Source organism: [Zimmermannella] bifida NBRC 103089, from assembly GCF_001570925.1.
In the GTDB taxonomy this organism is placed as follows: Bacteria; Actinomycetota; Actinomycetes; order Actinomycetales; family Microbacteriaceae; genus Gulosibacter; species Gulosibacter bifidus.
Map to the genome: position 1 here is coordinate 47021 of NZ_BCSP01000005.1, position 23482 is coordinate 70502.

Sequence of the window (23482 nt, forward strand, 5' to 3'; positions counted from 1 at the left end):
TGTCTCAACTGCTACAGCAACGGTCGTTTTGTCGGCCAATGGGTTGACTGCAGCGATGCCGCCGACGTGGCCCTGGAACAGCCCCACGAGGGCACAGGATGCTCGTACGTAGGCGGCGAGGTTTGGTGCTCTCGACCATGAGAACCTGCCAGTCAGCGATGAGATGGCCTTCACCGAGGCTGCACGCTGGGGTGAGTGCTGCCAGGAAGCTGGGCTTGACCAACGGCCCGCCGTCTGCGCACGGGTCTCCACCGGTTGCTACACCGCAGAGGGCGCCGGCGATATACCTAGCCTGTCCGACTTCGAGGACGCCTACCAAGGTCAGTGGGGCTCCTTCCGGGACTACGCCGAACAGCCCGCTGATGACATCGGCCTGACTGACGGCTGGCCCGAAGAGGCCGAGCGCTACTTCGACTGGGGTGCCTGGACCCACAACCTGCGCTTCGACTACGCCGTCCCCGACGCCCCCCCGACGGAGGGGTGTCCCTGTTCCGCCACTTCTGAACTCGCCTGAATCCCGTGGAGGTCCACCCGACCTTTGAGGGATTCGTCTTTTAGTCGAAATCGACCTACCGAGGCCCCTTCTTGCCGGGCTCAATGCCATATAACTGATACAATTTGAGGTAGACGGTAGCCGTGAGACGAAGGGTTGGACATGGCGAACGAGAAGTCGACGGACCAGATCGTCCGTGACATGCTGCGCGAGATCGGCGTCATCCGCCCTTGGGAGCAGGACGGTGGTCCGCAGTGGAAGCGCGACGCCCTCAGGGGTGGCTCGAAGTCCGCGACAGGCACCGCTGAGGGCAAGCCCGAGTTCGTCTTTCTCTCCGACGGATTCGTCGTGGTTGTCGAAGACAAGAAGGATGTGCAGCGCACTCGGCACCTCGTCGATCGCGACCCGACGACCGAGTTCCCGTACCGAGCCGACTATGCGCTCAACGGTGCCATCCACTACGCCCAGACGATGCTCGCAAACGGGATCCCCTACGACAAGGGCATCTTCGCCGTCGGCGTCGGTGGTGGTGAGGTCCACCATGGATCGCCGTCTCCTACCTCGCACCAGGCAATGTCAAGCACCTCGATGACCTCGACAACCTCGACGTGTTCGCCGAGGATCAGATCGGCGAATACTACGCTGTCCAAGTTCTCGGACGGCGTCCGCGTGCTGAGGTCCAGCTCGACGACGTGCGGGCCGCTGCCGCGCGGCTCCATGAGGGGATGCGCAACTACGGCTCGGTGGAGAACGACCGCAAGGCGCCACTGGTCTCTGCGATCCTGCTGGCGCTCCGGAACCCGTACTTTGACCCGGGGCGGCTCACCAGCATCTCGCCGGGCAACAACTACCAGGTCTGGGATGGGCGCATCATCTACGACGCAGCCGAGCAGTACATGAAGTCCGAGGCGTTCATGCCGCAGGCCAAGATCGGAACCCTTCTCGACCAGTTCTCCTTCATCAAGACCGCACCCCAGCTCAACCGTGCCCACCGCGACCTGGGCGAGTCACCGCTGAAGTGGATGGTGCGCATCCTGGCCAACGACGTCTACCACGTCGTTACCGACCCCTCCATGACCGCCTTCGACGTGCTCGGCAACTTCTACCACGAGTTCATCTCGTACGGTGGAGGCGACGGATCGGGTCTGGGTATCGTCCTCACCCCTGAGCACGTCACCACGCTCATGGCAGAGCTGATCGACGTCAACGCGACCGACTACGTGCTCGACCCCACCGCGGGCACCGCGTCCTTCCTCATCGCTGCCATGCAACGCATGTTCGACGACGCGGGCGACAACGCGGCCATGCGTGAGGACATCCGCAAGAACAGGCTCTACGGCATCGAGCTGCAAGACAAGCTGTTCGCCATAGGCACTACGAACATGATCCTGCGCGGGGATGGCAAGGCGAACTTCCGCCGCGACTCCATCTTCGAGGCACCCATGGCAGAGATGCGCGGGGACGTGAAGCTACCCGACGGCAGCATCGCCCTTGGCCACGGCTTCACCAAGGTACTGCTCAACCCGCCGTACTCCCAGGCCAAGGATAAGAGCACACGCAACCTCTCCGAGCTGGCCTTCATCGAGCGTGCGCTGGAGTTCCTCAACCCCGGCGGAAAGCTCGCTGTCATCGTTCCCCAGTCCGCCATGGTTGGCAAGACCAAGGAGGACAAGGCTCGCAAGCGCTACATCCTGGAGCGCAACACGCTAGAGACCGTCATCACGATGAACCCGATGACCTTTGCTAACTCAGGGCATACTCCACATACGGTCATCGCTATCTTCACTGCAGGACGCAAGCACCCTGTCGATCACGTGGTCCGCTTTGTGAACTTTGAGAAAGATGGATGGGTTGTCGCTCCGCACCGCGGCCTTGTGGATGACGGCACGGTCGCCTCGCGCCGCAAGCACCTCCTGGAGGTTCTGCGCGGTGACGCCCAAGATGACACCAGCTTCATCGTCCGATCCGAGGTCAGCGCCGAGGACGAGTGGCAGCACAGCTACTTCTACTTCAACGACGTGCCACCGACCTACGAGGACTTCATGAAGACGGTCGCCGACTACGTGACCTGGCAGGTTGACATGCACGCCCACGGGCTCGGCGACCTCATTACGCCGGTAACTGCCGCTGTGTGTGACGAGGAGGTGTAACCATGAGTGTTCTCGAAACCCTCGACTTTCAGCCGATGCTCATCACTGATGTATTCGAGTCCGTGACAGCCTCGAAAGCTTGGTATGACAAGAACAAGATTCAACCGGGTCCTGGCTCTTACCCGTACGTAAGCCGTTCTCGGCTCTCTAACGGCAATGAGAGCGTTGTAGGGTTTCAGGATCTGCCGCCCAATGCAGGAAACGCAATCACGATAGGTGTAGACACGCAGAGCGTCTTCTACCAACCTGCCCCCTTCTACACATCCGTCAAGATCCAAGTACTTCGTCATTCGCGTATGACCACAGCAAGTGCGCTCGTGCTAGTTGCCGTCCTTCGTGGTCAAATGATGAAATTTCAGTGGGGGAACGGTGTATCACTCGACCGGCTTCGCGTCAGTCAAATTATGGTTCCCTCCATCACCAACGCGGACGGCACCGTCGAGCCCGACTGGGGCGGTATGGACCGTCTGGGCGCAGAACTCCTTGACCAGGTCATCACACACACACACAGCGCTCGCGCGACTCGCGTCGCTGGCGACGACACGCTCCCGGAACTGAGGTTCGAGCCCATGTTCATCACGGATGTGTTCGAGGGCTATCGTCAAGCCCCAGCATGGCTTAATACCAATCAAGTCAGCGGAGGAGCACCCCACTACCCGCACGTGACCAACACTGCACGTGGAAACAGCGTCGCCAGCTTCATCGCACGACAGGAACAAGCACCTAACAAAGGCAATGCAATCACCATTGGCATCGACACCCAAGTCGTTGCCTACCAGCCTGTTCCTTTCTACGGCGCGACCAAAGTCTTCGAGCTGCGCAATCCAAGCCTCAATGAGGACAATGCGTTCGTTCTGATGGCAAGTCTGCGCCAGGCCATAACGAAGTTCTCATGGGGTCACAAGGCCAGCTCTGCCCGTCTCCAGGCGACCCGAATCATGGTTCCCGTCGTCGCCGACGCCTCGGGCGAGGACGTCGTCGACTGGGACGGCATGAGCGCCTACGGACACGCCCTCCGAGTCCGCGCAGAGCGATCCCTGACCCCCGTCCTCGGAGACCTCTCGTGAGCCGCATACCCAACCCGGCGCGTGGCGTCGGCCAAGACGTCCGCGACGCCAGGCGCGCCCTGGGTTGGAGCCAGATGGAGCTGGCCACCCGCGCCCAGGTCTCGCGTCCCACCATCGCCCGCGTCGAGACGGGAGCGAACATCTCCACCGGGACGTTGGAGAAGGTCGCCAGGGCCCTCGGCAAACGCCTACGAGTCACCGACCAGCCTTGACAAACAGAACCCCGCATCCTTGACGGTGGCGGTGTTCTCGTTTCCTCATGGCTCACCAGTGGCGAAAGTCCTCGTCGAGTCGCTTGGCCAGCCACCACACAAACGCCACGAACCCAGCCACGCCGCCCAGCGTGCCCAGCGCAATGAGCGCCTTGGCCCACCACGTGCTCGCTGCTGCGAACGACGACCACGCCCAGCCGAGGAGGGGCTCGAACTCGGCAGCGTGGGCCACACCACCGAGCAACCCACCGATCACCAACAACACGGCGGACACCGGCAGCAGGGCGTGGCAGAGCCTCCAGACGGGCTTCTGCGCCCCGCACCGCGGCCACCGCAGCGTCGCCCCTGCTGGTTACCTTCTCGACCTCCGGGGATGCCTCAGCGACACGCTGCGCGATCTCCGGCGTTACCATGGACTCAGCAATCAGACTATTGAGCAAGCGCTTCACGGCAGCATCCGCACGCGCTATTGCCGGGGAACGCCCCGCTGCCCTGCGCGCATCCACGAGCTGTTCCCAGTGGTGTTCACACAGCTGCTCGGCACGTTTGGCAAGCGTCACCGCGTTCTGGGCGGCGATCGTGCTTGCACGAGCAAACCCAGTGACCCACTGATCAAGCCCATCCGGCTCGAACCGGAACGCCGACAAGCCGGCAATGTACGCGTCTTTCATGCTGGCGAACACTGTGCTGATCGGGATTACTGTGTGCTGGCAGGCGCCACTGCGCCGTAACACCGTCTGGATCAACGCCCGACCCGTGCGACCGTTGTCGTCGACGAACGGGTGGATCGTCTCGAACTGTGCGTGTGCAATCACGGCACGCACGATCGGGTTACCCGCCGTGGTCGAGATGAACTCACACAGGTTCTCGACCAAGGCCGGCACATGGTGCTCTGGCGGTGGCACGAACTCCGCGCGCAGGGGACCGTACCCGGTGCCACCGACCCAGTTCTGTTCCGTGCGGAGTCCTGGCGCAAGTGACGGGTCAATCACGTACTGGAGTTCGGTGAGGTCCCGGAGGTAACAGTGCGCTCAGGATCAGCGAGCTCGTTGATCGCTTGCTCTGTGGCTCGCACGTTGGCAATTACATCAAGGGCAGTCTTCGTGCCGCCACCGATGCGTTCTGCCAGGGTGAGCTTCTTCGGCGTGACCCGATTGCCCTCGATCCATGGTGACGAGAAGCGTTCGGAGCGCACCAGCAAATGCTGCAGGAACCGTGCACGCTGACCAACCCACTCGTCAGCGCGAACCACGTCAACCAGCGCCCCGCTCGCCTCGGCTTCGGTGAACGCGGACAGTGCTGGGAGCTCGTTCGAGAGCAGCTCCGGGATGTAGGCGCGTTACGTGCCGGGTGTGAGGTCGTTTCTGCTCAGGCCGAATGTCTGCCCACGGGGGTCCACTGGCGTTCTTCGTAGCGCATCGACTGCACTCACCACTTGTTTCCACCTATCGAGATCAGTGGAAGAGTGGCAGTTAGTGCTTCCACTTAGCTGGTCGCTGTGCTCGAGCACTGCGCAGGCAAATAGCTTCAATGCCTCTAGCACAATCAACTACAGTATCCAGGCAGGAGAACCCCTATGTCAGACAACGCAGTCCAAACGCCGTCATCAGATGATGAGGTTCAGCGGATGCTGGATTCAGTCCACGGCATCCTCGGTGCCGCTGGTCACGCCATCACTGACACTGCGGTGCTCAATCTGCTCGAGCGCTATGCACGCGGCGAGATCAGCGGTGATGAGTGTCGCGACCGGATGAAACAACACATTCTCAACCCATGACCACGCACAAGTTCAGCGCTTGGGATGACTACTACATTCCACACAGCACCGTGCTGCGCAATAAGTTCACTTCCCCGAGCCAGCCGTACGGGGTCAGCGATCCACAGTTGCTAGAGCGTTTGGAACTAGGTTTCGCGGGAACGCGCTTGATTGAGCTGAAACAACGACCAATCGCAGGGAACTTCGACTACGCGCACATGCAAGCGATTCACCGCTATCTCTTCCAAGATGTTTATGAATGGGCAGGGGAGCCGCGTCGAGGCCCGGACACGTCGATGGTGAAACAAGGTCCTAATGTGCTTGACCCGGCCGACCCTACACCGCGAACATACGCCTACTATCCAGGCAACGACGAAATGAACAGAGCCGCTGAAGCACGCTACACAGAGCTTGCAAACGAACACTATCTTCATGGGCTGGATCGAGACACGTTTATTACTCGCTTAGCTGAATACTGGGGTGAGTTGAACGTAATCCACGCGTTCAGGGAAGGGAACACCCGCTCTCAGATGGTGTTCTTCGCTCAACTGGCCCACGAGGCCGGCTACGAACTCGATCAGAGTCGATTCCGCATCGTTGATGCGGCCACCCAGCGCGAACTAACTCGAGCTGGCCGACCCAACCTCCGAGAAGCATTCGTGAACGCCCGATTCTATAGCCAAGCGACCGGCCAAAATGATCGCTTGGCTCGAGTTCTTGCCGCAGCTGTGCAACGGCGCTACTAGTATTCGGGTAGGAGCGTACCCCTGACGCACACATTCACGTCTGCTCTCGACCGCGTTCGGATCCAATGGTCTTCCACGCAGGACATCGGTTGTACCCTTTTGGTTCCACCTAGCTGGTCAAAGGCCGGTGGGCGCATCGCGTCAGCCATGACTCATGGCCGCCCTATGCGAAGCGATGCAACGCTTTAGATGACAGCACTTCATCCCGGCCCCTGATGGAGTCATGCGGTTGCCAACTGTCGCTCGGGAAGTGATCAATCGGGTGGCACGGCGCTCCACTTCATTCCGCTTGCGTGGGTTTCCCTTGAATGGCTGACTCTCTCGGGGTAGACGGCGAAATGCGCAAGAGTTAGCGGCCGCTGGGCGCGGAAACACTAGGGGGGTGATGCCGAAAGGCATCACCCCCTAGACGCATTAGCGCGGCATTAGCTCAGCGAGCGCTTGCGTCGCAGCACCAGCAGGGCGCCAGCACCTACGAAACCGACACCGAGCAGCATCAGACCCCACGCATCCTCAGCACCGGTCTGCGCCAGTGGCGAATCCGGACCTTCTGCAGCAACCGGGGTGGTCGCTGGAATGGTCTCGGGAACCGACTCAACAGGCGGCGTCGTGCCAGGCGTTTCAGGCGGCGTCGTGCCAGGTGTTTCTGGCGGGGTAGTTCCAGGCGTCGTAGGCGGCGTCGTTGCAACCGGCTTCTGCTTGTTCGTCAGCGTGATCGGCAGCTTCGGGTGATTCGAGTCTGACGCATCAGTCTCGCCAACCACCGACGCCGCATCAAAGCCTTCGACTGTCGTCTCAACAACGTCGTAGACAGCAGGCTGGCCGTTAACAGTAGCGGGGAGGTCGAGGAACGTGTACGACCAATTGCCATCCGCATCCGGCGTAACCGTGCGCTTGATGCCGATCGGTTCGGTCACCGGCTTGCCATCCGCATCCGTACCGGTCACCTGCACGAGCTGCAGCACGATCGACTCTGGCATCTGGTCGGCTGGCAGCTCGTCGCCAGCAGCGTCCTTCCAGACCTTCTGAACGGACACATCGATCTCGTCCGGAACACCGATGGTTACGCCACCATTCGAACCAATACCGCCGCCGCGAGGCGACGAGTTGTTCGTAATCGTCAATGCGGCCTCGGCAGCAGCCTGGGCCTTCGAGTTGGCGATTTCTTCGGCGGTACCGGGTACGACCGACTTCAGGCCCTTGCTCTGCAGTTGCTCACCGCGGAAGATCTGTGGGTCGCCGGGGTTCACGGGATCGAAGCGGGCGTCCTTGTTGTCCCAGTAGTACTCGACGTCGCCGCCGCCAATCATGCGCTGGGCAAGGTGCAGCGAAAGCGCACCGGCCGAACCGAGATTGTCGTGCGCGATATCGTCGCCGTAGGTCTCGGCGGTGTTGTCGAGAATGGCGCCACCGCGCGTGACGTACATGTCGAGCGACCCAGTTGGGCACAGCCACAGACCGCCACCGATGTAGCTCGCATCGTTGTCGGCAACCATCACGTTTTCAACGTGCAAGTTGTAGCTAATCGTGGAGACGTAGACACCGCCGCCCTGCTGGCGTGCGTAGTTACCGTCGATGAGGCCACCGGTCAGGTTGACCGCGTTCGAAACAACGTTGACGCCGCCACCGGTACGGCTGGCGCGGTTGTTGATGATTTCGCCACCGCTCATGTTGAACGCGGCGGGGGAGAGCTCACTCCATGCTTCGGGCGAGAGTCCCGACTGCTTTCCGGTTGAAGGCTGCTCGTGCCACGTGCCGTCAGCACCCGAAACGTAGTCGTCGTAGGTTCCGACGCCGCCACCGTTTGGTGCCGAGTTGTTCGAGATCGTGCCGCCGGTCATATTGACCACCGTGTTGCCGAGGCTCATCACACCCCCACCCGAGAACGTTGCCGTGTTGCCATCGATCAGACCGCCATTGATGTCGATGGTGTTTCGGTGGATGTCCTTGTTGCGCTGCGCTTCTTCGAGCGACCACGGCCAGCTGAACCCGAAAATGCCGCCAACGAAACCGGTATTCTTCGAGATTTCGCCGCCGTTGATGACGGCGTGGCCACCGTTTCGTACCAGCAGGCCACCTGCGTCGTAGTACTGGCCCGAGGTGTTGTTCGTGATCGCGCCACCGTTCATCGTGAACTGTGCGCCATCAAGAATCGCGACACCGCCGGCTCCGTACTGCTCGTTCTTGCCACGGGTGTTGTCGGTCACCTGACCGCCGTTGAGCGTGAACGATGCATCCTTGCCGACTACCGAAATGGCAGCGTTACCCGACATGTTTCGAGCACCGTGTACGTCGCCGCCGTCCATGACGAGAGTGCCGCGCACGCTGATGATCTCGGTTGTGGCAGGGGCTTCGGTACCGCGTGCGTTCACGTCGGCGTTCAACGTGAGCGAGCCACCGGCATCGACCTGGACAAGTACACCGCGGAAACCGTCGGCGCGTGCGAGCTCTGAAGCGTCACCGTTTGCGACGATCTCGATGTCAGCGCCGGCCGGGATGCGCAGGGTTTGCGTGAGTGCGGTGCGGTCGGTTCCCAGCGTGATGGTCGTTGGAGTGGACCCCGCCTGCGTAATCGCATCGCGAAGCGCAGCGTCGGTGCAGGGCGTGCCGCAGTCAACCTGGGCGCGGGCGGCACCCTGTGCCGATGGCACCGCGCCGGTAACGACACCCGCAATTGCGAGCAAGAAGATAGATGCGATCGCGAGCAATCGGAAATAAACCGACCGCAACGAGGTACTACTCATTACCTAATAATCCTTCGCTAGGCGGTGAATTCGTGACGGGTGGTGCTCCTGGCATCAGCCGACGAAATTCAAAAGCAATTACCAGCTTAGCCAACCGCGTGTAGGAAGTCATGGGGTTCATTTGCAGTATCTGAACTGGCAATGAGCACTAGATCGATTCAGGATGCGATCGCTCGATCTGCGTAGGAATGCGAGGAGATTGCGTGCCAGCGATGATCGCCCTAACCTTGCTCTCCCTGGTGCCGCTGGTCTGGGTGCTGCGTCATCAAGAACAAGTGCCCGAGAAAACTCCGGGGCGGTGCAGCCAAGAAAATGCACGACGACGAAACCAACACGTGCCGCGAATGCAGCACAATGAATGGCATGAATCGCAGTGACAACGTTGTGCTCATCGGCGAGCTCGTCTGCCGCAATCCCGACGAACTGCGAACTGTGCAACAACACGTTGCCGAACACATCCGGCTGTCACGGGCAGAGCCCGGATGCACTCGGTTCAGCGTCGAGCAATCGCGTGAGCCGCTCGTCTGGTCGGTCAGTGAAATCTTCACCGACAGCGCTGCATTCGACGTACACCAGCAGCGGGTCCGAAACAGTGATTGGGGTCGGGCGACAGTAGCCATCACACGGCATTTCGTTGTGCGGCAAGGGGAACACTGCTGGGTGAAAAGCACGGATGTGCTCGGCACCGAATTTCACACGGCACAGCTAGGGGCATACGCATTTCCAGGACCGCTACGTGATCAGCTCGTCGACGCGATCCGTTGCGGTAAGAAAACCGCAACCGCATCCCTGTTCGAGGAACATCACCGATTCGAGGTGCCGTTACCTCAAGTGGGCGATCTTGAAGTGGTTATTGATTCTTATGGCAAGCCTGCGTGCATAACCCGAGTTACTGAGGTCCGTACCGTGCGGTTTGTCGATGTTTCCGATGCGCATGCGGTCGCTGAGGGCGAGGACTACGACACTGCCGAGGGGTGGCAGGATGCGCATCGAGGGTTCTGGACCGATCCAGAATTTCTCGATTACATGGGCCAGCCCACCGTTGAGATCAACGACGACACTGCCGTAGTGCTCGTGCAAACTGAGCTGCTTGCCAAGTTCTAGATCCCTAAACGCGTAACGGCCCGGCAGCTCGTGTGAACTGCCGGGCCGTTACAGGATTCGGAGCGGGATTACCGCATCCGCAGCGCGTTCATCGCCGCAAGTCCGAGGCTCATCACCGTACGGAACCGCTCCGGCGGCAGCAGTGGCGACGGTGCCAACGGCATACCGCGCTGCTGCGCAATTGTGCGGGTGTGCGTAAACGTGCGCAGCCCGGCAACTCCATGCCGGTGCCCAACACCCGAGTGCTTGATCCCGCCACTGGGCGCGGCAACCGAACCGTACGCCGCCGCGATCGCCTCATTGATGTTCACCATGCCCGCCTCCAACTGACGCGCGACCGCCCACGCATGGCGCGCATCCGCCGACCACACGCTTGCGTTCAACCCGTACGGCAGTGCGTTCGCCGCGGCAATCGCCTCGGCATCGCTCGCCACCCGGTAGATCGACACCACCGGTCCAAATGTCTCTTCGGCCGCCAAGGATGCGGTCGGCGGCACATCAACAAGCACGGTCGGTTCGTAGAACAACGGTCCAAGATCTGGTCGCGCACGGCCACCTGCCAGCACTCGCGCCCCCTGCGCCACCGCATCCGCCACGTGTGCCTGCACGCGTTCGAGTTGCCGAACCGAGGTGAGCGAGCCCATGTCGTAATCATCGCCAAACCCGACGCCCAAACGCACCGCCGTCGCAGCCGCCGCGAACGCCGAAATGAGGTCATCGGCGACCGCCTCATGCACGTAAATCCGCTCGAAGCTCAAGCACAATTGCCCGGCCGACGAGAAGCACCCGCGCACCAGCCCCTCGACCGCGCGATCGATATCGGCATCGGCGCAGACAACGGCGGCGTTCTTGCCGCCAAGCTCCAAGCCAAACGGCATCAACCGCTCTGCCGCACGGCGGGCAATACCAATACCGGCGCGCGTCGACCCGGTGAAATGCACGCCGTCGGCGTGATCGAGCAGTGCATCACCAACTTCGGCCGCGGGCCCAGGCACCAACTGCCACACGTCGTCAGGAAGACCGGAAGCCAACGCAAAGCGCCGCAGCACGATCGTCGTCAACGTGGTTTGTGTATCGGGCTTGTGCACCACCGCGTTACCGGCAACAAGCGCGGCCAGCACATCGGTGGCGAGGGCGGCCGGGTAATTCCACGGCGTGATGATCGACACCACGCCAACGGGCGAGTGCACCACGCGTGTCTTCGTCAGCACCGGCAACGCACCCGTCGTTGTCTCGTCGCGCAACGCTTGCTGGGCTGCGTTGGCGTAGAACCGGGAGCAGTTGTAGACCTCCATGACCTCGTCATAGGCATGGGCTCGCGACTTACCCGTCTCGAGCTGCACGATATCGAGCAGTAGCTGCTCGTTACGCGAAATGAGTCGATGCATCCGTCGCAGCACCTGTGCCCGCGCGGCAATCGAGCGCTGCGACCATTCGCGTTGCGCGATTCGGGCGCGCGAAAATGCGGCCGCGACATCGTCGGCGCCAGCCTGGGGGAGCGAGACGAGTTCCGTACCGGTCCACGGCACAATCGTTGCTTGTGCAGGGCCCGTCCCACGCACATCCAATTGCGGTACGGAGCCGAGCAGCTCGGTGAGCGCGTCGGTAGTTGCGGCGCGCGCGGCGGGTTCGGTTGTTGGCGACTGCGTTGACGTCATGGATGCATCGTGCCAGGTTGCGCTGGCAGCGAGCCAAATTCACCGCCGGAATCATTGATATTGGCGTGCACACTGGCCGTTCGTCGTAAACTCATCGGCATGCAATTCCCAAAGGCAATGACGCCGACCACGGGGCAGCGCGCGAAATCGGCCACGCCCGATGCTTGGGCTGCAGGAATCCGTCGCACTCGATCCGACGATGTGCCGCGCGAATTGCGTGCGGCGATCGCCAAGTTCGCGCGTGACCGTGTTGTCGCTGGCGAATCGGCGCAGCGATCAGCGCCGCTTAGTAGCACGGGACCGCTCGGCGTGCTCAACCTGGATGCATTGCGCACCAACGTCGCGGCGTTGCGCGAGCGCGCGTGCGGGCTACCGATCCGCGTGGCCTCCAAGTCGATTCGCTGCGTCGAAGCGCTGCGCTGGGTGCTTGATCAGGACGGCTATCGCGGCGTGCTCGGGTTCAGCGCTGCCGAAGCGATTTCGTTGGTCCGCGCCGGATTCCGCGACGTTGTCGTTGCCTACCCGAGCGTCGACCGGTTCGCGTTGCAGACCCTGTTGCAGGATGCACAGCTGCTGCAAGAAATCACGCTGATGGTCGATTCGACCGCGCACCTCGACCTGCTCGCATCCCTGCAGCGCGAAACTACCCAGGCAGCCGCCGACCTGCGCCTGTGCATTGACGTCGACGCCTCGCTGCGCGTGGCGGAACGCGCCCTTGGTGACCGCCTGCATGTGGGCTCGCGCCGGTCTCCAATTCGAACAGCCCCGCAAGCAGTTGCCCTTGCCGAAGCGATTGCCTTGCAACCCGGGATGCGTTTGGTCGGGTTGATGGCGTACGAAGGGCAGATCGCGGGCGTCGGTAACCGTCGTGACAGCGCGATGGGCCTGGTCATGTCGGCCCTGCAGCCCTGGTCGGCACGCGAGCTAGCGCAGCGACGCGGCGAGATCGTGGCTGCGGTGCGTGGCATCGCCGACTTGGAGTTCGTGAACGGCGGCGGCACCGGGTCACTTGAATCCTCGGCCGCCGACAGCTCCCTTACCGAACTCGCCGCCGGATCAGGCCTGTATTCACCCGGACTCTTCGATGGCTACGCCCACTTTCGCCATCGTCCGGCGGCCTTCGCTGCGTTGCCGGTGGTCCGCATCCCCGGCCCCGGTTGGGTCACCGTGTTTCAGGGCGGATGGGTTGCGTCGGGTCCCGCGGGTACGGACCGTTTGCCGGTGATCGCGTGGCCACCGGGCGCGCGATACGGTGCGAGCGAAGGTCCAGGCGAGGTGCAGACGCCGCTTACGGGGCCGGGCGTTTCGCAATTGCGTCTTGGCGACCATGTGTTTATCCGTCATGCGAAAGCGGGTGAGCTTGCCGAACATCTCGCGAGTTTCGCCATCGTCGACGGCGATCAGGTCACCACGTTGTGGCCAACCTATCGAGGAGAGGGCTGGGTGTTCTGATGCCGGGAACGTACCAATTTCAGAACTGGTCGGGTGCCGTAACCGTGGCGCCGAAACGTTACGTGCAGCCAGCAACGCAGGATGAACTTGATTTCGTGCTCGCTGCGGCCACGTCGGCGCACCTGCCGGTTCGCGTGGTCGGTGCCGGGCACTCCTTCACCCCGGTTGCCGCAACCGACGGGGTGCTGATCAACCTCGATCGGCTCTCGGGCATCATCTCGGTCGATCGCGCGCAGCAGCGCGTTCGGTTCCACGCCGGCACGCGATTGCGCGATGTGCCGGATCTCCTGGCACCATACGGCTTGGCGCTGGCGAACCAGGGCGATGTGAATCCGCAGTCGATTGCCGGGGCCGTTTCGACCGGAACGCACGGTACCGGACTCGGCTACACCGGGTTTGCCGGGATGGTGACGGGCCTCACGCTGCTGCTCGCCAACGGTACCCTGCGTCGATTGAGTGCGACCGAGCATCCGGAACAGTTTAACTTGGCACGGCTCTCACTCGGTGCCGTCGGTATCATCACCGAAGTCGAGCTGCAGTGCACTTCGGCATTCGATCTCATTGCCCAAGAATCGGTCGAAGACTTTTGGGAAATGGTGACGACGTTCGCCGAACGTAGCCGCCGGCACGACCACGTCGAGTTCTTCTGGTTTCCGTACACCTCGCAGGTCATGGCGAAGACGAATACGCGAATTGCACCGGATGCGCGGGCAGACTGGTCGGGCACGCGCGAGCCTGCTCCGCGGTCACATGCCGGCCGCTTCATCAGCGAAGAGCTACTCGACAACGGCGTTTTCCACCTGAGCTGCAGACTCAGCACCGCAGCCCCACGACTCACTCGGGCACTTAACCGCGCGGCAACGACCCTCGGATCCCAGCGTTGCTATCGCGGTCGGGCGCACGAAGTGTTCGTGTCACCCCGGCGCGTGCGATTCAACGAAATGGAATACGCGGTGCCGCTCGAGGCACTCGTCGACGTCATGCAAGACATTAAACGAGCATTCAAGCGACACGGCTGGCCGATTGGCTTCCCAATCGAGGTGCGTGCAACCGCGGCGGATGATGTGCCGCTGTCGACCGCATACGGTCGCGAATCGGCGTATATCGCGGTACACCGCTACATCCGGCAGGACTACGAGTCGTACTTCGCCGCGATGGAGTCGATCTTCGTGGCACACGGCGGGCGTCCGCACTGGGGCAAGATGCACACGCGCACGGCAACCGAACTTACCGAACTGTATCCACGATTCACCGACTTCACCGAACTGCGTCGCGAACTCGACCCGCAAGGAGTGTTTGCGACCCCGTACCTCGACGACCTATTCGGGGGTCGCTAATTCGCTGCACGCTAGTTCGGTGCACGCTAGTTCGGTGCACGCTAGTTCGGTCGGGTGGCTGATCACGACGCTAGTCGGGTTCGCTGCTTAGCGGCACAGCCTAGGCAGCGAGTAGTTCGTCTGCCGACTCGACCGGGAGCCCGAGCGTAATTTCGGTGCCCCACGGGTCGCGGGTGGTGACCGAGCGGCCGTCGTCTTCGGCAACGGCACCCCGAGCGCGCAACCGCGACACGGCCGCATCCAAATCGGCACGGGTCGGCACCGTGATCGCGACGTTGCCGAGACCGAGGCTTGCGGCACGAGGGCCGGCACCCTGGCTGTTCCACGTGTTCATGGCCATGTGGTGGTGGTAGCCGCCGGCCGACACGAACAAGGCGCTCGAGATCTGGTCAAAGGTCACGTCGAACCCGATCGCGTTGACGTAGAAATCGCGAGCCCGGGCGATGTCACCAACCTGCAGGTGAACGTGACCAACGACGCCCGGCTGTACTTCGGCGCGGTCAACGTCGGCCTCGACCAGGTGGCGGGTCAGGTAGGCCTTCGGGTCGAGGTAGAGCGTGTCCATCTGCGTTTGCCCATTGATGATGGTCCAGGATGCGCGGGGTCGGTCGCGGTAGAGCTCGATACCGTTTCCCTCAGGGTCAGTGAAATAGAAGGCTTCGCTCACGAGGTGGTCGCTGGCACCAGCAAATAGACTGCGCGGGTCGCGAGCTGCGCGGTACGCGGTTGCGGCGAGGCTCGCTTCGTTGTCAAACAGGAAAGCGCTGTGAAAGAGCCCTGCTGCCCGGCGGTTGGCAAGTGGTAGATCGCGCTGTTCAATCAGGCGCACCATCGGCACATTGCCGCGTCCGAGGACGCGACGTAGCGAGCCGGATGCGGTGGATTCTTCGAGCGGCTCGAGTGCGAGTGCCTGTTCGTAGTACGAGCTCATGTTCTCGAGGTTGCCGACGAGCAGCGTGACCGTGTCCATGTGCGTGTCAGCGGCAATTCGCTCGGGTGCAGCGGCGGAAGTCATGAGGAGCCTTTCATCGAATCGTCTGCGTGCAGCAAGGCACATTCCAGGATTCGACCAGGCTTTGAGCGGGGCATTCGGGTCATTCTCTGGGTGGATTCCGCTTCGAAACTGTCGATTCGCCTCGCGGATGAAACATGCAGTTTTTACACTTCCGGGGTGACTTCTGCAGATAACCAATTGTTCAACGATCCCGAAGCAATGCGTCGCCGCGTCGCCGAGCAAATCGAACAGGCGCAGCAGCGTGCCGAGAAAATGACTGATTTCACCGACCGGCTCAAGGCGCTCGAAGCGGAAGCGACGACCCCTCACGATGATGTTTGGGTGCGCGTAAATTCCGCCGGGCTGTTGCTGGATATTGCGTTCTCTGACCGGGCCCTCGAAGGTACTGCCGATCAGCTTTCGGCAATGGTGAAGCAGGTTTACCAGGATGCACAGCGCAAGGTCGCGCAGGCAGCCGTGGAATTTGCACAGCAGGAGATGGGTGACGACATCGCTGGGCGTATGCGCGGCGATTATGAATCGCGCCTAGGCGAACTAGACGAGGACGACGACACTGACGACTACCGTGACGGACTGCGAGGAATGCAATGGAACCGCTAAACGTAAGCCCTGACCGACTACGAACTCAAGCAACTCACGCGCGAACCGGATCCGCTGCGATTGGTGAAGCCCAGTCAGCGATCGGCTCGATGAACCTCACCGGCGGGGCCTTCGGCATCATGTGTTCATTCCTCGTCCCACCAGCCATGCTCGTCACCGGCGCCGCGTCGCTCATGCTTGCAAGCGCCAAGGGCATGCTCGATCGCGAAGCGACTGCACTCGACGAGACTGCAGGCGACTTCGAATCCACCGACTCGAACCGCGAAGGTCACTTCAACTCAGCCGACACGGGTGAGAACACCTCGGGAGCGTACCGCTGATGACTTCAGACCTCGTTGCTGCCCCGGTTGATGTGTCTTCGCCATTTGGCGGTCTGCTGGTAATTGAATCTGGTGCTGATCTTGCCGAAGCAATCGGCAATGGTGACTGGGCGATGGGTGTGCTTGCCGGTGCCGGTTTTGCCTTGGACGCAGTTGCGACCGTGATCGACCCACTCGGTTCGGTTATCGCGATGGGGATTGGTTGGGTGCTCGAACATGTCGAGCCACTCAAGTCGTGGTTTAACGAACTCACCGGTGATGCCGGCGAAGTTGCCGGGTTCGCACAGACGTGGGCGAACATCGGAACCCACCTGCAGACTGCCGGTCAAGAACTCTTGAACTCGCTCAATGAGGTGCAGGACCTCACCGGCGAGACCATGAACGCGTACCGTCAGCTTCATACGGACGCGGCAAATCACGTGATCGCGGCTGGTGGCTGGTCGAACGGAATTAGTGGCGGCATGCAGGCCGCGTCGACAATTGTGCAGATTGTGCACGAAGTGACCCGTGATGCACTGTCCGAGGTTGTGGGCACCGCAATTTCAGCTGCGATTGAAACGGCTTGCACATTTGGACTGGCAACGCCGCTGGCGATTTCGCAGGTTACGACCAAAGTTGCGGCGTTGTCGGCCAAGGTTGGCCGCTATGTTGACGATCTCTTGGCCTCGATTCGCAAGCTTTCGAAGCACCTGGATGAGCTCATGGCGCTTATTGAGAAGGCTGCGGGTGCGTTCCAGTCGGCAGTTCGCGGCGGCAACGGGGGCCCAATTCCTGCGACTGCAGGTGGTCCAAACGCTCCGGGGTCGACGTCAAATCCGAATGCACCCTCGACGCCCGGCGGCTCGTCAAGTGGACCATCGACTCCGGGCGGGGCACCAAGCGGTCCAGCAACGCCAGGCGGATCAACATCCCCGAGCTCGCAAGATTCGCCAACACCAGACCAGCCGGCGAACCCTGACGGGCCATCATCGACTGACGCAGCGGGTAGCTCGAATGCGCCAGACTCAACGCACCCCTCCGACGCGAAACCGGACGCTGCAGAGGGGGTGGAGTCGCCAAACTCATCCGAGGCGGCTTCGACGCCTCCGGAAACGACCCCTAATCGGGGAGACCGAGAACGGCTTTACGATGACGGCAACATTCCTGAGGATTTGAAGGAGCATGCGAATGCACGTCAAGAAGCTGTCGATACCGCAACCGAGACACAACAACGGTTTGACGAAGACCTAGGTGCGTTCAACAAGAGCCTCAACGAAGCAGGGTTGGGGGATATCGAAGCGAACCCTAAGGATTTCACCCAAAGAAACATTGATCGTACGGTAACGAAATACCAAGACCAGCTCGAAGACTATCCAGAGCTTCAAGAACAGTTCGATGACCTTCGGGACCTGCAGGCCGAAAGGCGCGAGGCGTTGGCAAATCAGCGCGACGCAGGTGAGGCGTTTGGTGAAGCAGCAGGTGAGGTAGCCGCTCGAGAGCACGGATTGGAGCCGGTCCTGACAGATCGCAATGCAGGGACTGGAACATTTGATCAGGTTTATAAGAGCCCGGATAATAGCTCTCTGGTCATTCAAGAGGCTAAGGGGCCATCAGCAAGCCTCGGTCCTCGAGACGCTGTCATCGACGGGGTGAAGGTTGAAACTAGGCAAGGGTCTGAGGCGTATCTCTACGATGTATTACGTCACGATGAGGGGCTCCGGCAGGCGGTTCTGAACGATGAAAAGTTGGCTCAGGGTCTGCTTGACGGCTCTACGAAGCTTGAGTATCGGATGGTGAAGCCAAATGCAGATGGCGTAGTGACGATCACGAACTTCGAGATTGACACAAATAAAATGGACATTGAGGGATGGCTGACCGGTAAATAAGTCTGCGTGACGGATATAAATGAACATGAGGTGGTAGGAAATGTCGAATATTAACGTGGTATCTGTAACTGAGCTCAGGCCAGTCCTTGAAGCACTGGACGAATACGAATGGCCGGTACCCTTTGACTCCGCGGACGGCCTGTTTCAGCGTCTCGGGTGGGAAAGGCAGCGTAAAAAGGGTGGTAGGACAAACTTCGCGGTGTCAAAACCATTTGTTGCTATCGGTGATCTTCACGGTGAACTTTCGCGAATCGAGTTTCGTGTATCCGACACCTATCCGGAGGCGACTGCCGAGGTAAAAGCGTCAATGCTGACGAAAGTTGAAGAACTCCGAGGTGTAGTTACGGAGGTGGTCGGTTTTGGTCCAACTGGCGCTCCTTGGACAGTTCCCGGGTATGTCTGGGACTTTGCTGATGGGCGTCAGATTCAGCTGAAAGCAATTGATCGCCTCATCGAGCTTCAGTACTGGTCGAAACGGTACGCAGATATTGAGCGTGCTGAACGGCGACAGCATGTCGACCCGGATAAGAACCTTGAACCGTAAATAACCGAGACAGGGAATGAACGAGTTCAAGCCCTATTCGAGTTGTTGCTTCGCCGACGGTTCAGGGGATTCCGCGCGAGAAGCGGTATGAGCCGTATTGGAAGCGCTCGGCTGGACGAAAGAACGGCGACGGGGCGGAAAGACCTCTTTCCCGATCAACTTGCCGATGGTGTCGGTAGGTGAACTCCGTGGCAACGTTTCCAAGATTCGATTCCGGATCTCGGACACGATCGCCAAACGTGGTGAGGCAACGAGCGAGGCGGTTCGGCAAGCATTTCCTGAAGCCGTCTCACGCATTGCCAGCTGTCTAGGGTTCGAGCCAACGGGTAAGCCCTGGGTGGATGAAGGTGCTGATTGGGACTTCGAGAACGGCAGCCAAGTGCGACTGTTGATCGGTGAAAACATGCTTGAGATCCAAGTTCGTTCAAAAGAAATCGCTGACAACGAGCGTTGGGAGCGCAGCCGAGGCATCGATCCTTCGGACAACCTTGCCAACCGTCCCGAGTAGAAGCGTCCAAGTTTGCGAATAGGTAGCCGCTAGTAAACAGCGGGGATGCATCTCATATCGGAGTTTCGATAAATCTCCACACTCAAACTCAAATCCGTGCTCGACGCACGGCATGAATTTGCCCGACCAATTCCATCCGCAACTGCAGAAGAAATTACTGGAAGCTCGGATGGACTCGACAGCGCAATACAGGTTGCGGCCAGATGCCGTTGAAAGCGAGGACTCCGTGAACGCTTGGGACCCGACACACTGTCTCGAGGTTAATGGCTCATCCATTAATGAGATCTCGCCATTGCTTGGGGCCGAACGTGTAGTTCGCCGTGCACCGACGTTGCTCGATGGACGGTCGCAGTTTGCGATCTCGCTGTGGCGTTTGCCTGAAGGTAAGCGGCTTTGGGATGAACGCCCAGGCGGTTGGCCTGTTCATTTTGTGCAAGCCGCTGGTAGTGCTGAACGCATGATGATTGAGGTGGCGCTCGACGATGTCAGCGGAGATTGGCACCTGTACCGATTGGGGCATGCGGAAAGCGGTGAGGGTGAAATCGAAGTCGCCGAAATTGAATGGGGAGAGCGAACAGATCACGTAGCAGCGAACGAAATGTTTGACGCAACTGAAGCGGGCGACATCTTCTGGCACTATTACGAAAACGGCAATGTGCCTTCCAAATTTCAGCTAAACGAGATCGAGTAATCGCGTTTATCCGTAAAGGCCGCTAACCGTTTCGAGCGCATTTGGACAAGTGCAGACTTCGAAGTAATGAATTGATGTCATCCGGGCGGCCCATTTACCCGGCCGCACGTTGACGGCGAGGATACGCTGGCTGCAACGGAACCTACGCAGCAGTTGGAGTGCATCCATGAACCGACGAACACTACTCGGCGCAGCGCTATTGGTGCCGCTCATCGCATCAGGATGCGCGCCCACAGCACCTGCGCGGCCCGAGTATGAACTCGTCATCAGCGCCACGTCGTGGGGATACGGGGAAGACGGATTGCACACCACCGACCGGAAGTATGCCTTCGACGTTTCGCCAAACTCGAGTTTTTCCATCCCCGGGTTCATCGAAGACCAGCTCACCTTTACCGTTACCGAGATCCGCGACGGCGAAGTGAAATTCACGACGAGCGAACCACTGGCGCCTGGAGGGGACGCCAGTGGGCACGACTACCGAAACACGCGTACTCACTGGCGCGCGACACTGAGCACGCCGGCATCATTCGCGACGCCCAGCCTAGACGCGGGCGTGAACTACGAAGTGCACCTCGAACGAACCGGTGGCTAATCCCGATCGGTGCGGAATCGTGCCGTCAGCCCTGCTCCTCGTAGTTGGCGTGGATGCGAGCAGATCGTGCCGCAGTGCACGCGAACCCGCTTGGTACCGGGATTGGCCGCCGGAACGGTGAAAATCGTTCCGTCTGCTGATTGCTTGGGGCGGTCCCGTGCGCGAAAATGAACGCGATACCACCGAGAACACTGAAAGGCAGTCGAACCATGGAAGACATCATCACGCAAAGCATGGGGCTGATCGTCGCCGCCCTCGTGGTGCTGCTGCTCATCCCGCAGACGTTTGTGACCACTCGATCGGCAACGAACAAGATCATCGAACGATTTGGAAAGTTCGTGCGTGTCACCCAGCCGGGTCTCACCGTCAAGATCCCGTTCATTGACCGCATTGCCGTGGTGATGGACCTTCGCCTGAAGCAGCTCAACGTCATGGTCGAGAGCAAGACCAAGGACAACGTCTTCGTCAACATTCCCGTGGCCGTGCAGTACCGCCCGCTGTTCGACCGCGTGCCCGAGGCGTATTACTCGCTGTCGGCACCCGAAGACCAGATTCGCTCGTACGTTTTCGACACCATCCGCACCACGCTCGCCGCGCTGACGCTCGACGAGGCCTACTCGAACAAGGACGCCATCGCGAACGACATTGAAAGCCGCCTGCAGCAGCAAATGGCCCAGTACGGCTACCAGATCGCGAACACGCTCGTCACTGACATTTCGCCGACCGACCCGCGCGTGCGCGAATCCATGAACCGCATTAACGCCGCACAGCGTGAACGCGAAGCCGCAAGCGCCGAGGGTGAGGCCGTCAAGATTCGCTCGATCAAGGCTGCCGAGGCCGAGGCCGAAACGAAGCGCCTGCAGGGTGTGGGTGTTGCCAGCCAGCGCAAGGCCATCGTTGAAGGTCTGGCTGAGCAGTACGAGGTGCTCCGCAAAATCGGCATCGAAGAGTCGCCCGAGCAGCTGCTTATGATGACGCAGTACTTCGACACGCTCCGTGACATCGGTACCCAATCGCGCACCAACACGATTTTCGTACCGTCGAACGCCGGCGGGCTGTCGAGCTCGCAGGAAGAAATTCGCAATACGCTGCTTGCGGTCGCCGCGCAGAATCAGCCGACGCCGCCGCGCCGCCGCGCCGAGTCACACACCCAGGAGTCCTTCGATGACACCGAACTCGGCGAGTAGGTTTTCGCAACCGTAATTCTCGCAATCGCGATGCCGCGGGCGCACACCGAATCAGTTGACATCGACTCACTGATCGGCTGGCGCTCGCGGCATTTGCGTTGACGGTCGCGCCGTTGCACGCAGGCTCGGCTAGCTACGGGGTGCGCGCATGATCGAGGCAATCTTCTTGCCGCGCGCGAGTTCATCCACGACCTTGTCCATGTAGCGGATCTCGCGCATCAGGGTGTCGTCGATGTCTTCGACGCGCACACCACAAATCACACCGGTAATCAGTTCACGATTCGGGTTGAGCGCAGGAGCCTGCGTGAAAAATTCGCGCAGTGTCAGCGCGGCCGTTGCGTCGTCGGCCAGCTCGGATGCGGTGTACCCGGTCAGCCAGGAAAGTACCGTGTCGAGTTCGTCGCGCGTGTGCCCCTTGCGCTCAACTTTGGCGAGGTAGAGGCGGTAGATGTCGCCGAAGGGATACTCGAATACACGATCGGAATTCATGCGCTAAGTTTGGCATAGCGGCGTATCCCGGCACCGCAAACGCTGCTAAGTTAGGGGAACCTAACTTAAGGAGATTCATGGTTCAGCTCACGTCACCCGCCACTGAAACCCAGCGCTTCGCACTTCGTCGCCGGTTGGTCAGTGTGGATGCGGTCGAATCGCGCGGTGCGGGAATGGTGCGCTGCTGGTTCCGTGGCGATCTTGCGGACTTTGTCTCACCGAACGCGACCGACCACGTGAAGCTGCAGGTGCCGAACGCGAGTGGAGCACTCGTGGAACCGGTCCGCGATCCGGAAACCGGCAACATCCTGAACCGTGCCGAGCTTGGCCTGCGCGACATGACGCCGCGCATCGTCGTCGACGGCCGCGTCGCCATCGACTTCGTGCGACACGAAGGTGGCGCCATTGGTTCCTGGCTGCAGCGCGTCAATGTGGGCGATCCGTGCGCGTTCTTGGGTCCGCGGGGGAGTAAGTCAATTGTTGAGTCGCTCGATTCGTTCGTTGCCGTTGTCGACCTGAGTGCGCTTCCGGCTGCCGAGCGTCGAATTGCCGACCTCGATCTTCCTGGGGTGCTGCACCTGGTTGGCAATGGTGTGGATGCGGTCGCCGTGCCGGATGCGGTCACCGTGGTGCACCATGCCGAAGTCCAAGGTTGGGGTGAAGTCGTGGCAGCGGCAACCGCGTCCATTCCCGAAACTGGTCGGGTTCTGGTTTGGGGTGCCGGTGAAGCGGCCGGTGTATCGAACCTGCGAGCGGCAGTGCGGGAATGCAATCGCGACGGGCTGTTTGCGCAGTTCAATGGCTATTGGCAGCGCGGGGTAGATGAATACGACCACCACGCTGAGCTACCGGCGCCATCGCTCTAGGGATGTTTGCCGAGGGGGAGCACGCTCGTTCGTGACCCGGGTGTTGTGCTTGCTCGCGCACAAGGTATGCGCAAAACATTAATGTG

24 protein-coding genes and 1 pseudogene are annotated in these 23482 nt (G+C 60.7%); 18 read left to right on the plus strand and 7 right to left on the minus strand.

Annotation, left to right across the window (positions count from 1 at the left end; genetic code table 11):
- Nucleotides 1–163: 163 nt before the first annotated feature.
- From ZBI01S_RS10105 to ZBI01S_RS10165, 4 genes are all read left to right on the plus strand, one after another.
- Nucleotides 164–514, plus strand: a complete 351-nt coding sequence (locus ZBI01S_RS10105; RefSeq protein WP_066057599.1) for an antirestriction protein ArdA — start codon at nt 164–166, stop codon at nt 512–514.
- A gap of 587 nt (nt 515–1101) precedes the next feature.
- Nucleotides 1102–2643 (plus strand): HsdM family class I SAM-dependent methyltransferase, encoded by a 1542-nt coding sequence (locus ZBI01S_RS05630; RefSeq protein WP_245610547.1) that lies wholly within the window; start codon nt 1102–1104, stop codon nt 2641–2643.
- 2 nt (nt 2644–2645) lie between these two features.
- The gene (locus ZBI01S_RS05635; protein ID WP_066057602.1) at nt 2646–3710 is read left to right on the plus strand and encodes a restriction endonuclease subunit S; all 1065 of its coding nucleotides are present in this window, start codon (nt 2646–2648) and stop codon (nt 3708–3710) included.
- Complete coding sequence (locus tag ZBI01S_RS10165) at nt 3707–3922, plus strand: helix-turn-helix domain-containing protein (RefSeq protein WP_066057606.1); 216 nt, start codon at nt 3707–3709, stop codon at nt 3920–3922. The genes ZBI01S_RS05635 and ZBI01S_RS10165 overlap by 4 nt, the downstream gene beginning before the upstream one ends.
- A gap of 52 nt (nt 3923–3974) precedes the next feature.
- Here ZBI01S_RS10165 and ZBI01S_RS05645 read toward each other — a convergent pair whose 3' ends face one another.
- The 3 genes and pseudogenes from ZBI01S_RS05645 to ZBI01S_RS05660 form a co-directional block, all read right to left on the minus strand.
- Nucleotides 3975–4196 (minus strand): hypothetical protein, encoded by a 222-nt coding sequence (locus ZBI01S_RS05645; protein WP_066057609.1) that lies wholly within the window; start codon nt 4194–4196, stop codon nt 3975–3977.
- A 466-nt stretch (nt 4197–4662) separates the two neighbouring features.
- A pseudogene (locus ZBI01S_RS10225) lies at nt 4663–4914 on the minus strand (Fic family protein); the annotation flags it as partial.
- Nucleotides 4911–5174, minus strand: coding sequence for a Fic family protein (locus ZBI01S_RS05660; protein WP_066057618.1), 264 nt, complete (start codon nt 5172–5174; stop codon nt 4911–4913). The pseudogene ZBI01S_RS10225 and the gene ZBI01S_RS05660, both read right to left, overlap by 4 nt.
- 324 nt (nt 5175–5498) lie before the next feature.
- On the opposite strand from ZBI01S_RS05660, the gene ZBI01S_RS09835 reads away from it, so the two are divergent.
- Together ZBI01S_RS09835 and ZBI01S_RS05665 are read left to right on the plus strand one after the other, a co-directional pair.
- Nucleotides 5499–5699, plus strand: coding sequence for an antitoxin VbhA family protein (locus ZBI01S_RS09835; protein WP_159421418.1), 201 nt, complete (start codon nt 5499–5501; stop codon nt 5697–5699).
- Nucleotides 5696–6424 carry a Fic/DOC family protein gene (locus ZBI01S_RS05665; protein ID WP_066057620.1) on the plus strand — a complete coding sequence of 243 codons (729 nt, stop codon included), beginning with the start codon at nt 5696–5698 and terminating at the stop codon, nt 6422–6424. Before ZBI01S_RS09835 ends, ZBI01S_RS05665 begins: the two co-directional genes overlap by 4 nt.
- Nucleotides 6425–6849: 425 nt before the next feature.
- Here the strand turns inward: ZBI01S_RS05665 and ZBI01S_RS05670 are convergent, their stop codons facing one another.
- Nucleotides 6850–9168 (minus strand): Cna B-type domain-containing protein, encoded by a 2319-nt coding sequence (locus ZBI01S_RS05670; protein WP_066057622.1) that lies wholly within the window; start codon nt 9166–9168, stop codon nt 6850–6852.
- A 363-nt stretch (nt 9169–9531) separates the two neighbouring features.
- Here ZBI01S_RS05670 and ZBI01S_RS10115 point away from each other — a divergent pair, with 363 nt between their 5' ends.
- Nucleotides 9532–10272, plus strand: coding sequence for an antibiotic biosynthesis monooxygenase (locus tag ZBI01S_RS10115; protein ID WP_245610548.1), 741 nt, complete (start codon nt 9532–9534; stop codon nt 10270–10272).
- Between the two features lie 68 nt (nt 10273–10340).
- On the opposite strand, the gene ZBI01S_RS05680 is transcribed toward ZBI01S_RS10115, so the two are convergent.
- Complete coding sequence (locus tag ZBI01S_RS05680; protein WP_083524548.1) at nt 10341–11930, minus strand: succinic semialdehyde dehydrogenase; 1590 nt, start codon at nt 11928–11930, stop codon at nt 10341–10343.
- A gap of 99 nt (nt 11931–12029) precedes the next feature.
- On the opposite strand from ZBI01S_RS05680, the gene ZBI01S_RS05685 reads away from it, so the two are divergent.
- Complete coding sequence (locus ZBI01S_RS05685; RefSeq protein ID WP_245610549.1) at nt 12030–13382, plus strand: alanine racemase; 1353 nt, start codon at nt 12030–12032, stop codon at nt 13380–13382.
- The gene (locus ZBI01S_RS05690; protein WP_066057625.1) at nt 13382–14719 is read left to right on the plus strand and encodes a D-arabinono-1,4-lactone oxidase; all 1338 of its coding nucleotides are present in this window, start codon (nt 13382–13384) and stop codon (nt 14717–14719) included. The genes ZBI01S_RS05685 and ZBI01S_RS05690 overlap by 1 nt, the downstream gene beginning before the upstream one ends.
- A 100-nt stretch (nt 14720–14819) precedes the next feature.
- On the opposite strand, the gene ZBI01S_RS05695 is transcribed toward ZBI01S_RS05690, so the two are convergent.
- Nucleotides 14820–15734: a VOC family protein gene (locus ZBI01S_RS05695; protein WP_066057628.1), complete on the minus strand. Its 915-nt coding sequence runs from the start codon at nt 15732–15734 to the stop codon at nt 14820–14822.
- A gap of 156 nt (nt 15735–15890) precedes the next feature.
- Here ZBI01S_RS05695 and ZBI01S_RS05700 point away from each other — a divergent pair, with 156 nt between their 5' ends.
- The 8 genes from ZBI01S_RS05700 to ZBI01S_RS05735 all read left to right on the plus strand — a co-directional run bounded on the left by ZBI01S_RS05700 (nt 15891) and on the right by ZBI01S_RS05735 (nt 22041).
- Complete coding sequence (locus ZBI01S_RS05700) at nt 15891–16334, plus strand: YbaB/EbfC family nucleoid-associated protein (protein ID WP_066057631.1); 444 nt, start codon at nt 15891–15893, stop codon at nt 16332–16334.
- Nucleotides 16322–16654, plus strand: coding sequence for a type VII secretion target (locus ZBI01S_RS05705; RefSeq protein ID WP_066057634.1), 333 nt, complete (start codon nt 16322–16324; stop codon nt 16652–16654). The genes ZBI01S_RS05700 and ZBI01S_RS05705 overlap by 13 nt, the downstream gene beginning before the upstream one ends.
- Nucleotides 16654–18519, plus strand: a complete 1866-nt coding sequence (locus tag ZBI01S_RS05710; RefSeq protein ID WP_066057637.1) for a hypothetical protein — start codon at nt 16654–16656, stop codon at nt 18517–18519. The genes ZBI01S_RS05705 and ZBI01S_RS05710 overlap by 1 nt, the downstream gene beginning before the upstream one ends.
- A gap of 40 nt (nt 18520–18559) precedes the next feature.
- Nucleotides 18560–19063 (plus strand): DUF6301 family protein, encoded by a 504-nt coding sequence (locus ZBI01S_RS05715; protein ID WP_159421419.1) that lies wholly within the window; start codon nt 18560–18562, stop codon nt 19061–19063.
- A gap of 97 nt (nt 19064–19160) precedes the next feature.
- The gene (locus ZBI01S_RS05720; RefSeq protein ID WP_159421420.1) at nt 19161–19571 is read left to right on the plus strand and encodes a DUF6301 family protein; all 411 of its coding nucleotides are present in this window, start codon (nt 19161–19163) and stop codon (nt 19569–19571) included.
- 112 nt (nt 19572–19683) lie between these two features.
- Nucleotides 19684–20262, plus strand: a complete 579-nt coding sequence (locus ZBI01S_RS05725) for a hypothetical protein (RefSeq protein ID WP_159421421.1) — start codon at nt 19684–19686, stop codon at nt 20260–20262.
- Between the two features lie 166 nt (nt 20263–20428).
- Nucleotides 20429–20854 carry a hypothetical protein gene (locus ZBI01S_RS05730; RefSeq protein WP_066057649.1) on the plus strand — a complete coding sequence of 142 codons (426 nt, stop codon included), beginning with the start codon at nt 20429–20431 and terminating at the stop codon, nt 20852–20854.
- Between the two features lie 209 nt (nt 20855–21063).
- On the plus strand, nt 21064–22041 hold the full coding sequence (locus tag ZBI01S_RS05735) for an SPFH domain-containing protein (RefSeq protein WP_066057652.1): 978 nt from the start codon (nt 21064–21066) through the stop codon (nt 22039–22041).
- A 129-nt stretch (nt 22042–22170) separates the two neighbouring features.
- Here the strand turns inward: ZBI01S_RS05735 and ZBI01S_RS05740 are convergent, their stop codons facing one another.
- A complete protein-coding gene (locus ZBI01S_RS05740) occupies nt 22171–22530 on the minus strand; it encodes a DUF2200 domain-containing protein (protein WP_066057654.1) in 360 nt (119 codons plus the stop codon).
- A gap of 77 nt (nt 22531–22607) precedes the next feature.
- Here ZBI01S_RS05740 and ZBI01S_RS05745 point away from each other — a divergent pair, with 77 nt between their 5' ends.
- Nucleotides 22608–23396 carry a siderophore-interacting protein gene (locus ZBI01S_RS05745; RefSeq protein WP_066057657.1) on the plus strand — a complete coding sequence of 263 codons (789 nt, stop codon included), beginning with the start codon at nt 22608–22610 and terminating at the stop codon, nt 23394–23396.
- Nucleotides 23397–23482: the final 86 nt, after the last annotated feature.

What these genes read in the sequence shown, in the direction of transcription:
- ZBI01S_RS10105 (WP_066057599.1), top strand. Translation starts at nt 164, where the DNA reads ATGGCCTTCACCGAGGCTGCACGCTGGGGTGAGTGCTGCCAGGAAGCT.
- ZBI01S_RS05635 (WP_066057602.1), top strand. Translation starts at nt 2,646, where the DNA reads ATGAGTGTTCTCGAAACCCTCGACTTTCAGCCGATGCTCATCACTGAT.
- ZBI01S_RS09835 (WP_159421418.1), top strand. Translation starts at nt 5,499, where the DNA reads ATGTCAGACAACGCAGTCCAAACGCCGTCATCAGATGATGAGGTTCAG.
- ZBI01S_RS05665 (WP_066057620.1), top strand. Translation starts at nt 5,696, where the DNA reads ATGACCACGCACAAGTTCAGCGCTTGGGATGACTACTACATTCCACAC.
- ZBI01S_RS05670 (WP_066057622.1), bottom strand. Translation starts at nt 9,168, where the DNA reads ATGAGTAGTACCTCGTTGCGGTCGGTTTATTTCCGATTGCTCGCGATC.
- ZBI01S_RS10115 (WP_245610548.1), top strand. Translation starts at nt 9,532, where the DNA reads ATGAATCGCAGTGACAACGTTGTGCTCATCGGCGAGCTCGTCTGCCGC.
- ZBI01S_RS05680 (WP_083524548.1), bottom strand. Translation starts at nt 11,930, where the DNA reads ATGACGTCAACGCAGTCGCCAACAACCGAACCCGCCGCGCGCGCCGCA.
- ZBI01S_RS05685 (WP_245610549.1), top strand. Translation starts at nt 12,030, where the DNA reads ATGCAATTCCCAAAGGCAATGACGCCGACCACGGGGCAGCGCGCGAAA.
- ZBI01S_RS05690 (WP_066057625.1), top strand. Translation starts at nt 13,382, where the DNA reads ATGCCGGGAACGTACCAATTTCAGAACTGGTCGGGTGCCGTAACCGTG.
- ZBI01S_RS05695 (WP_066057628.1), bottom strand. Translation starts at nt 15,734, where the DNA reads ATGACTTCCGCCGCTGCACCCGAGCGAATTGCCGCTGACACGCACATG.
- ZBI01S_RS05705 (WP_066057634.1), top strand. Translation starts at nt 16,322, where the DNA reads ATGGAACCGCTAAACGTAAGCCCTGACCGACTACGAACTCAAGCAACT.
- ZBI01S_RS05710 (WP_066057637.1), top strand. Translation starts at nt 16,654, where the DNA reads ATGACTTCAGACCTCGTTGCTGCCCCGGTTGATGTGTCTTCGCCATTT.
- ZBI01S_RS05715 (WP_159421419.1), top strand. Translation starts at nt 18,560, where the DNA reads ATGTCGAATATTAACGTGGTATCTGTAACTGAGCTCAGGCCAGTCCTT.
- ZBI01S_RS05725 (WP_159421421.1), top strand. Translation starts at nt 19,684, where the DNA reads ATGAATTTGCCCGACCAATTCCATCCGCAACTGCAGAAGAAATTACTG.
- ZBI01S_RS05730 (WP_066057649.1), top strand. Translation starts at nt 20,429, where the DNA reads ATGAACCGACGAACACTACTCGGCGCAGCGCTATTGGTGCCGCTCATC.
- ZBI01S_RS05735 (WP_066057652.1), top strand. Translation starts at nt 21,064, where the DNA reads ATGGAAGACATCATCACGCAAAGCATGGGGCTGATCGTCGCCGCCCTC.
- ZBI01S_RS05740 (WP_066057654.1), bottom strand. Translation starts at nt 22,530, where the DNA reads ATGAATTCCGATCGTGTATTCGAGTATCCCTTCGGCGACATCTACCGC.
- ZBI01S_RS05745 (WP_066057657.1), top strand. Translation starts at nt 22,608, where the DNA reads ATGGTTCAGCTCACGTCACCCGCCACTGAAACCCAGCGCTTCGCACTT.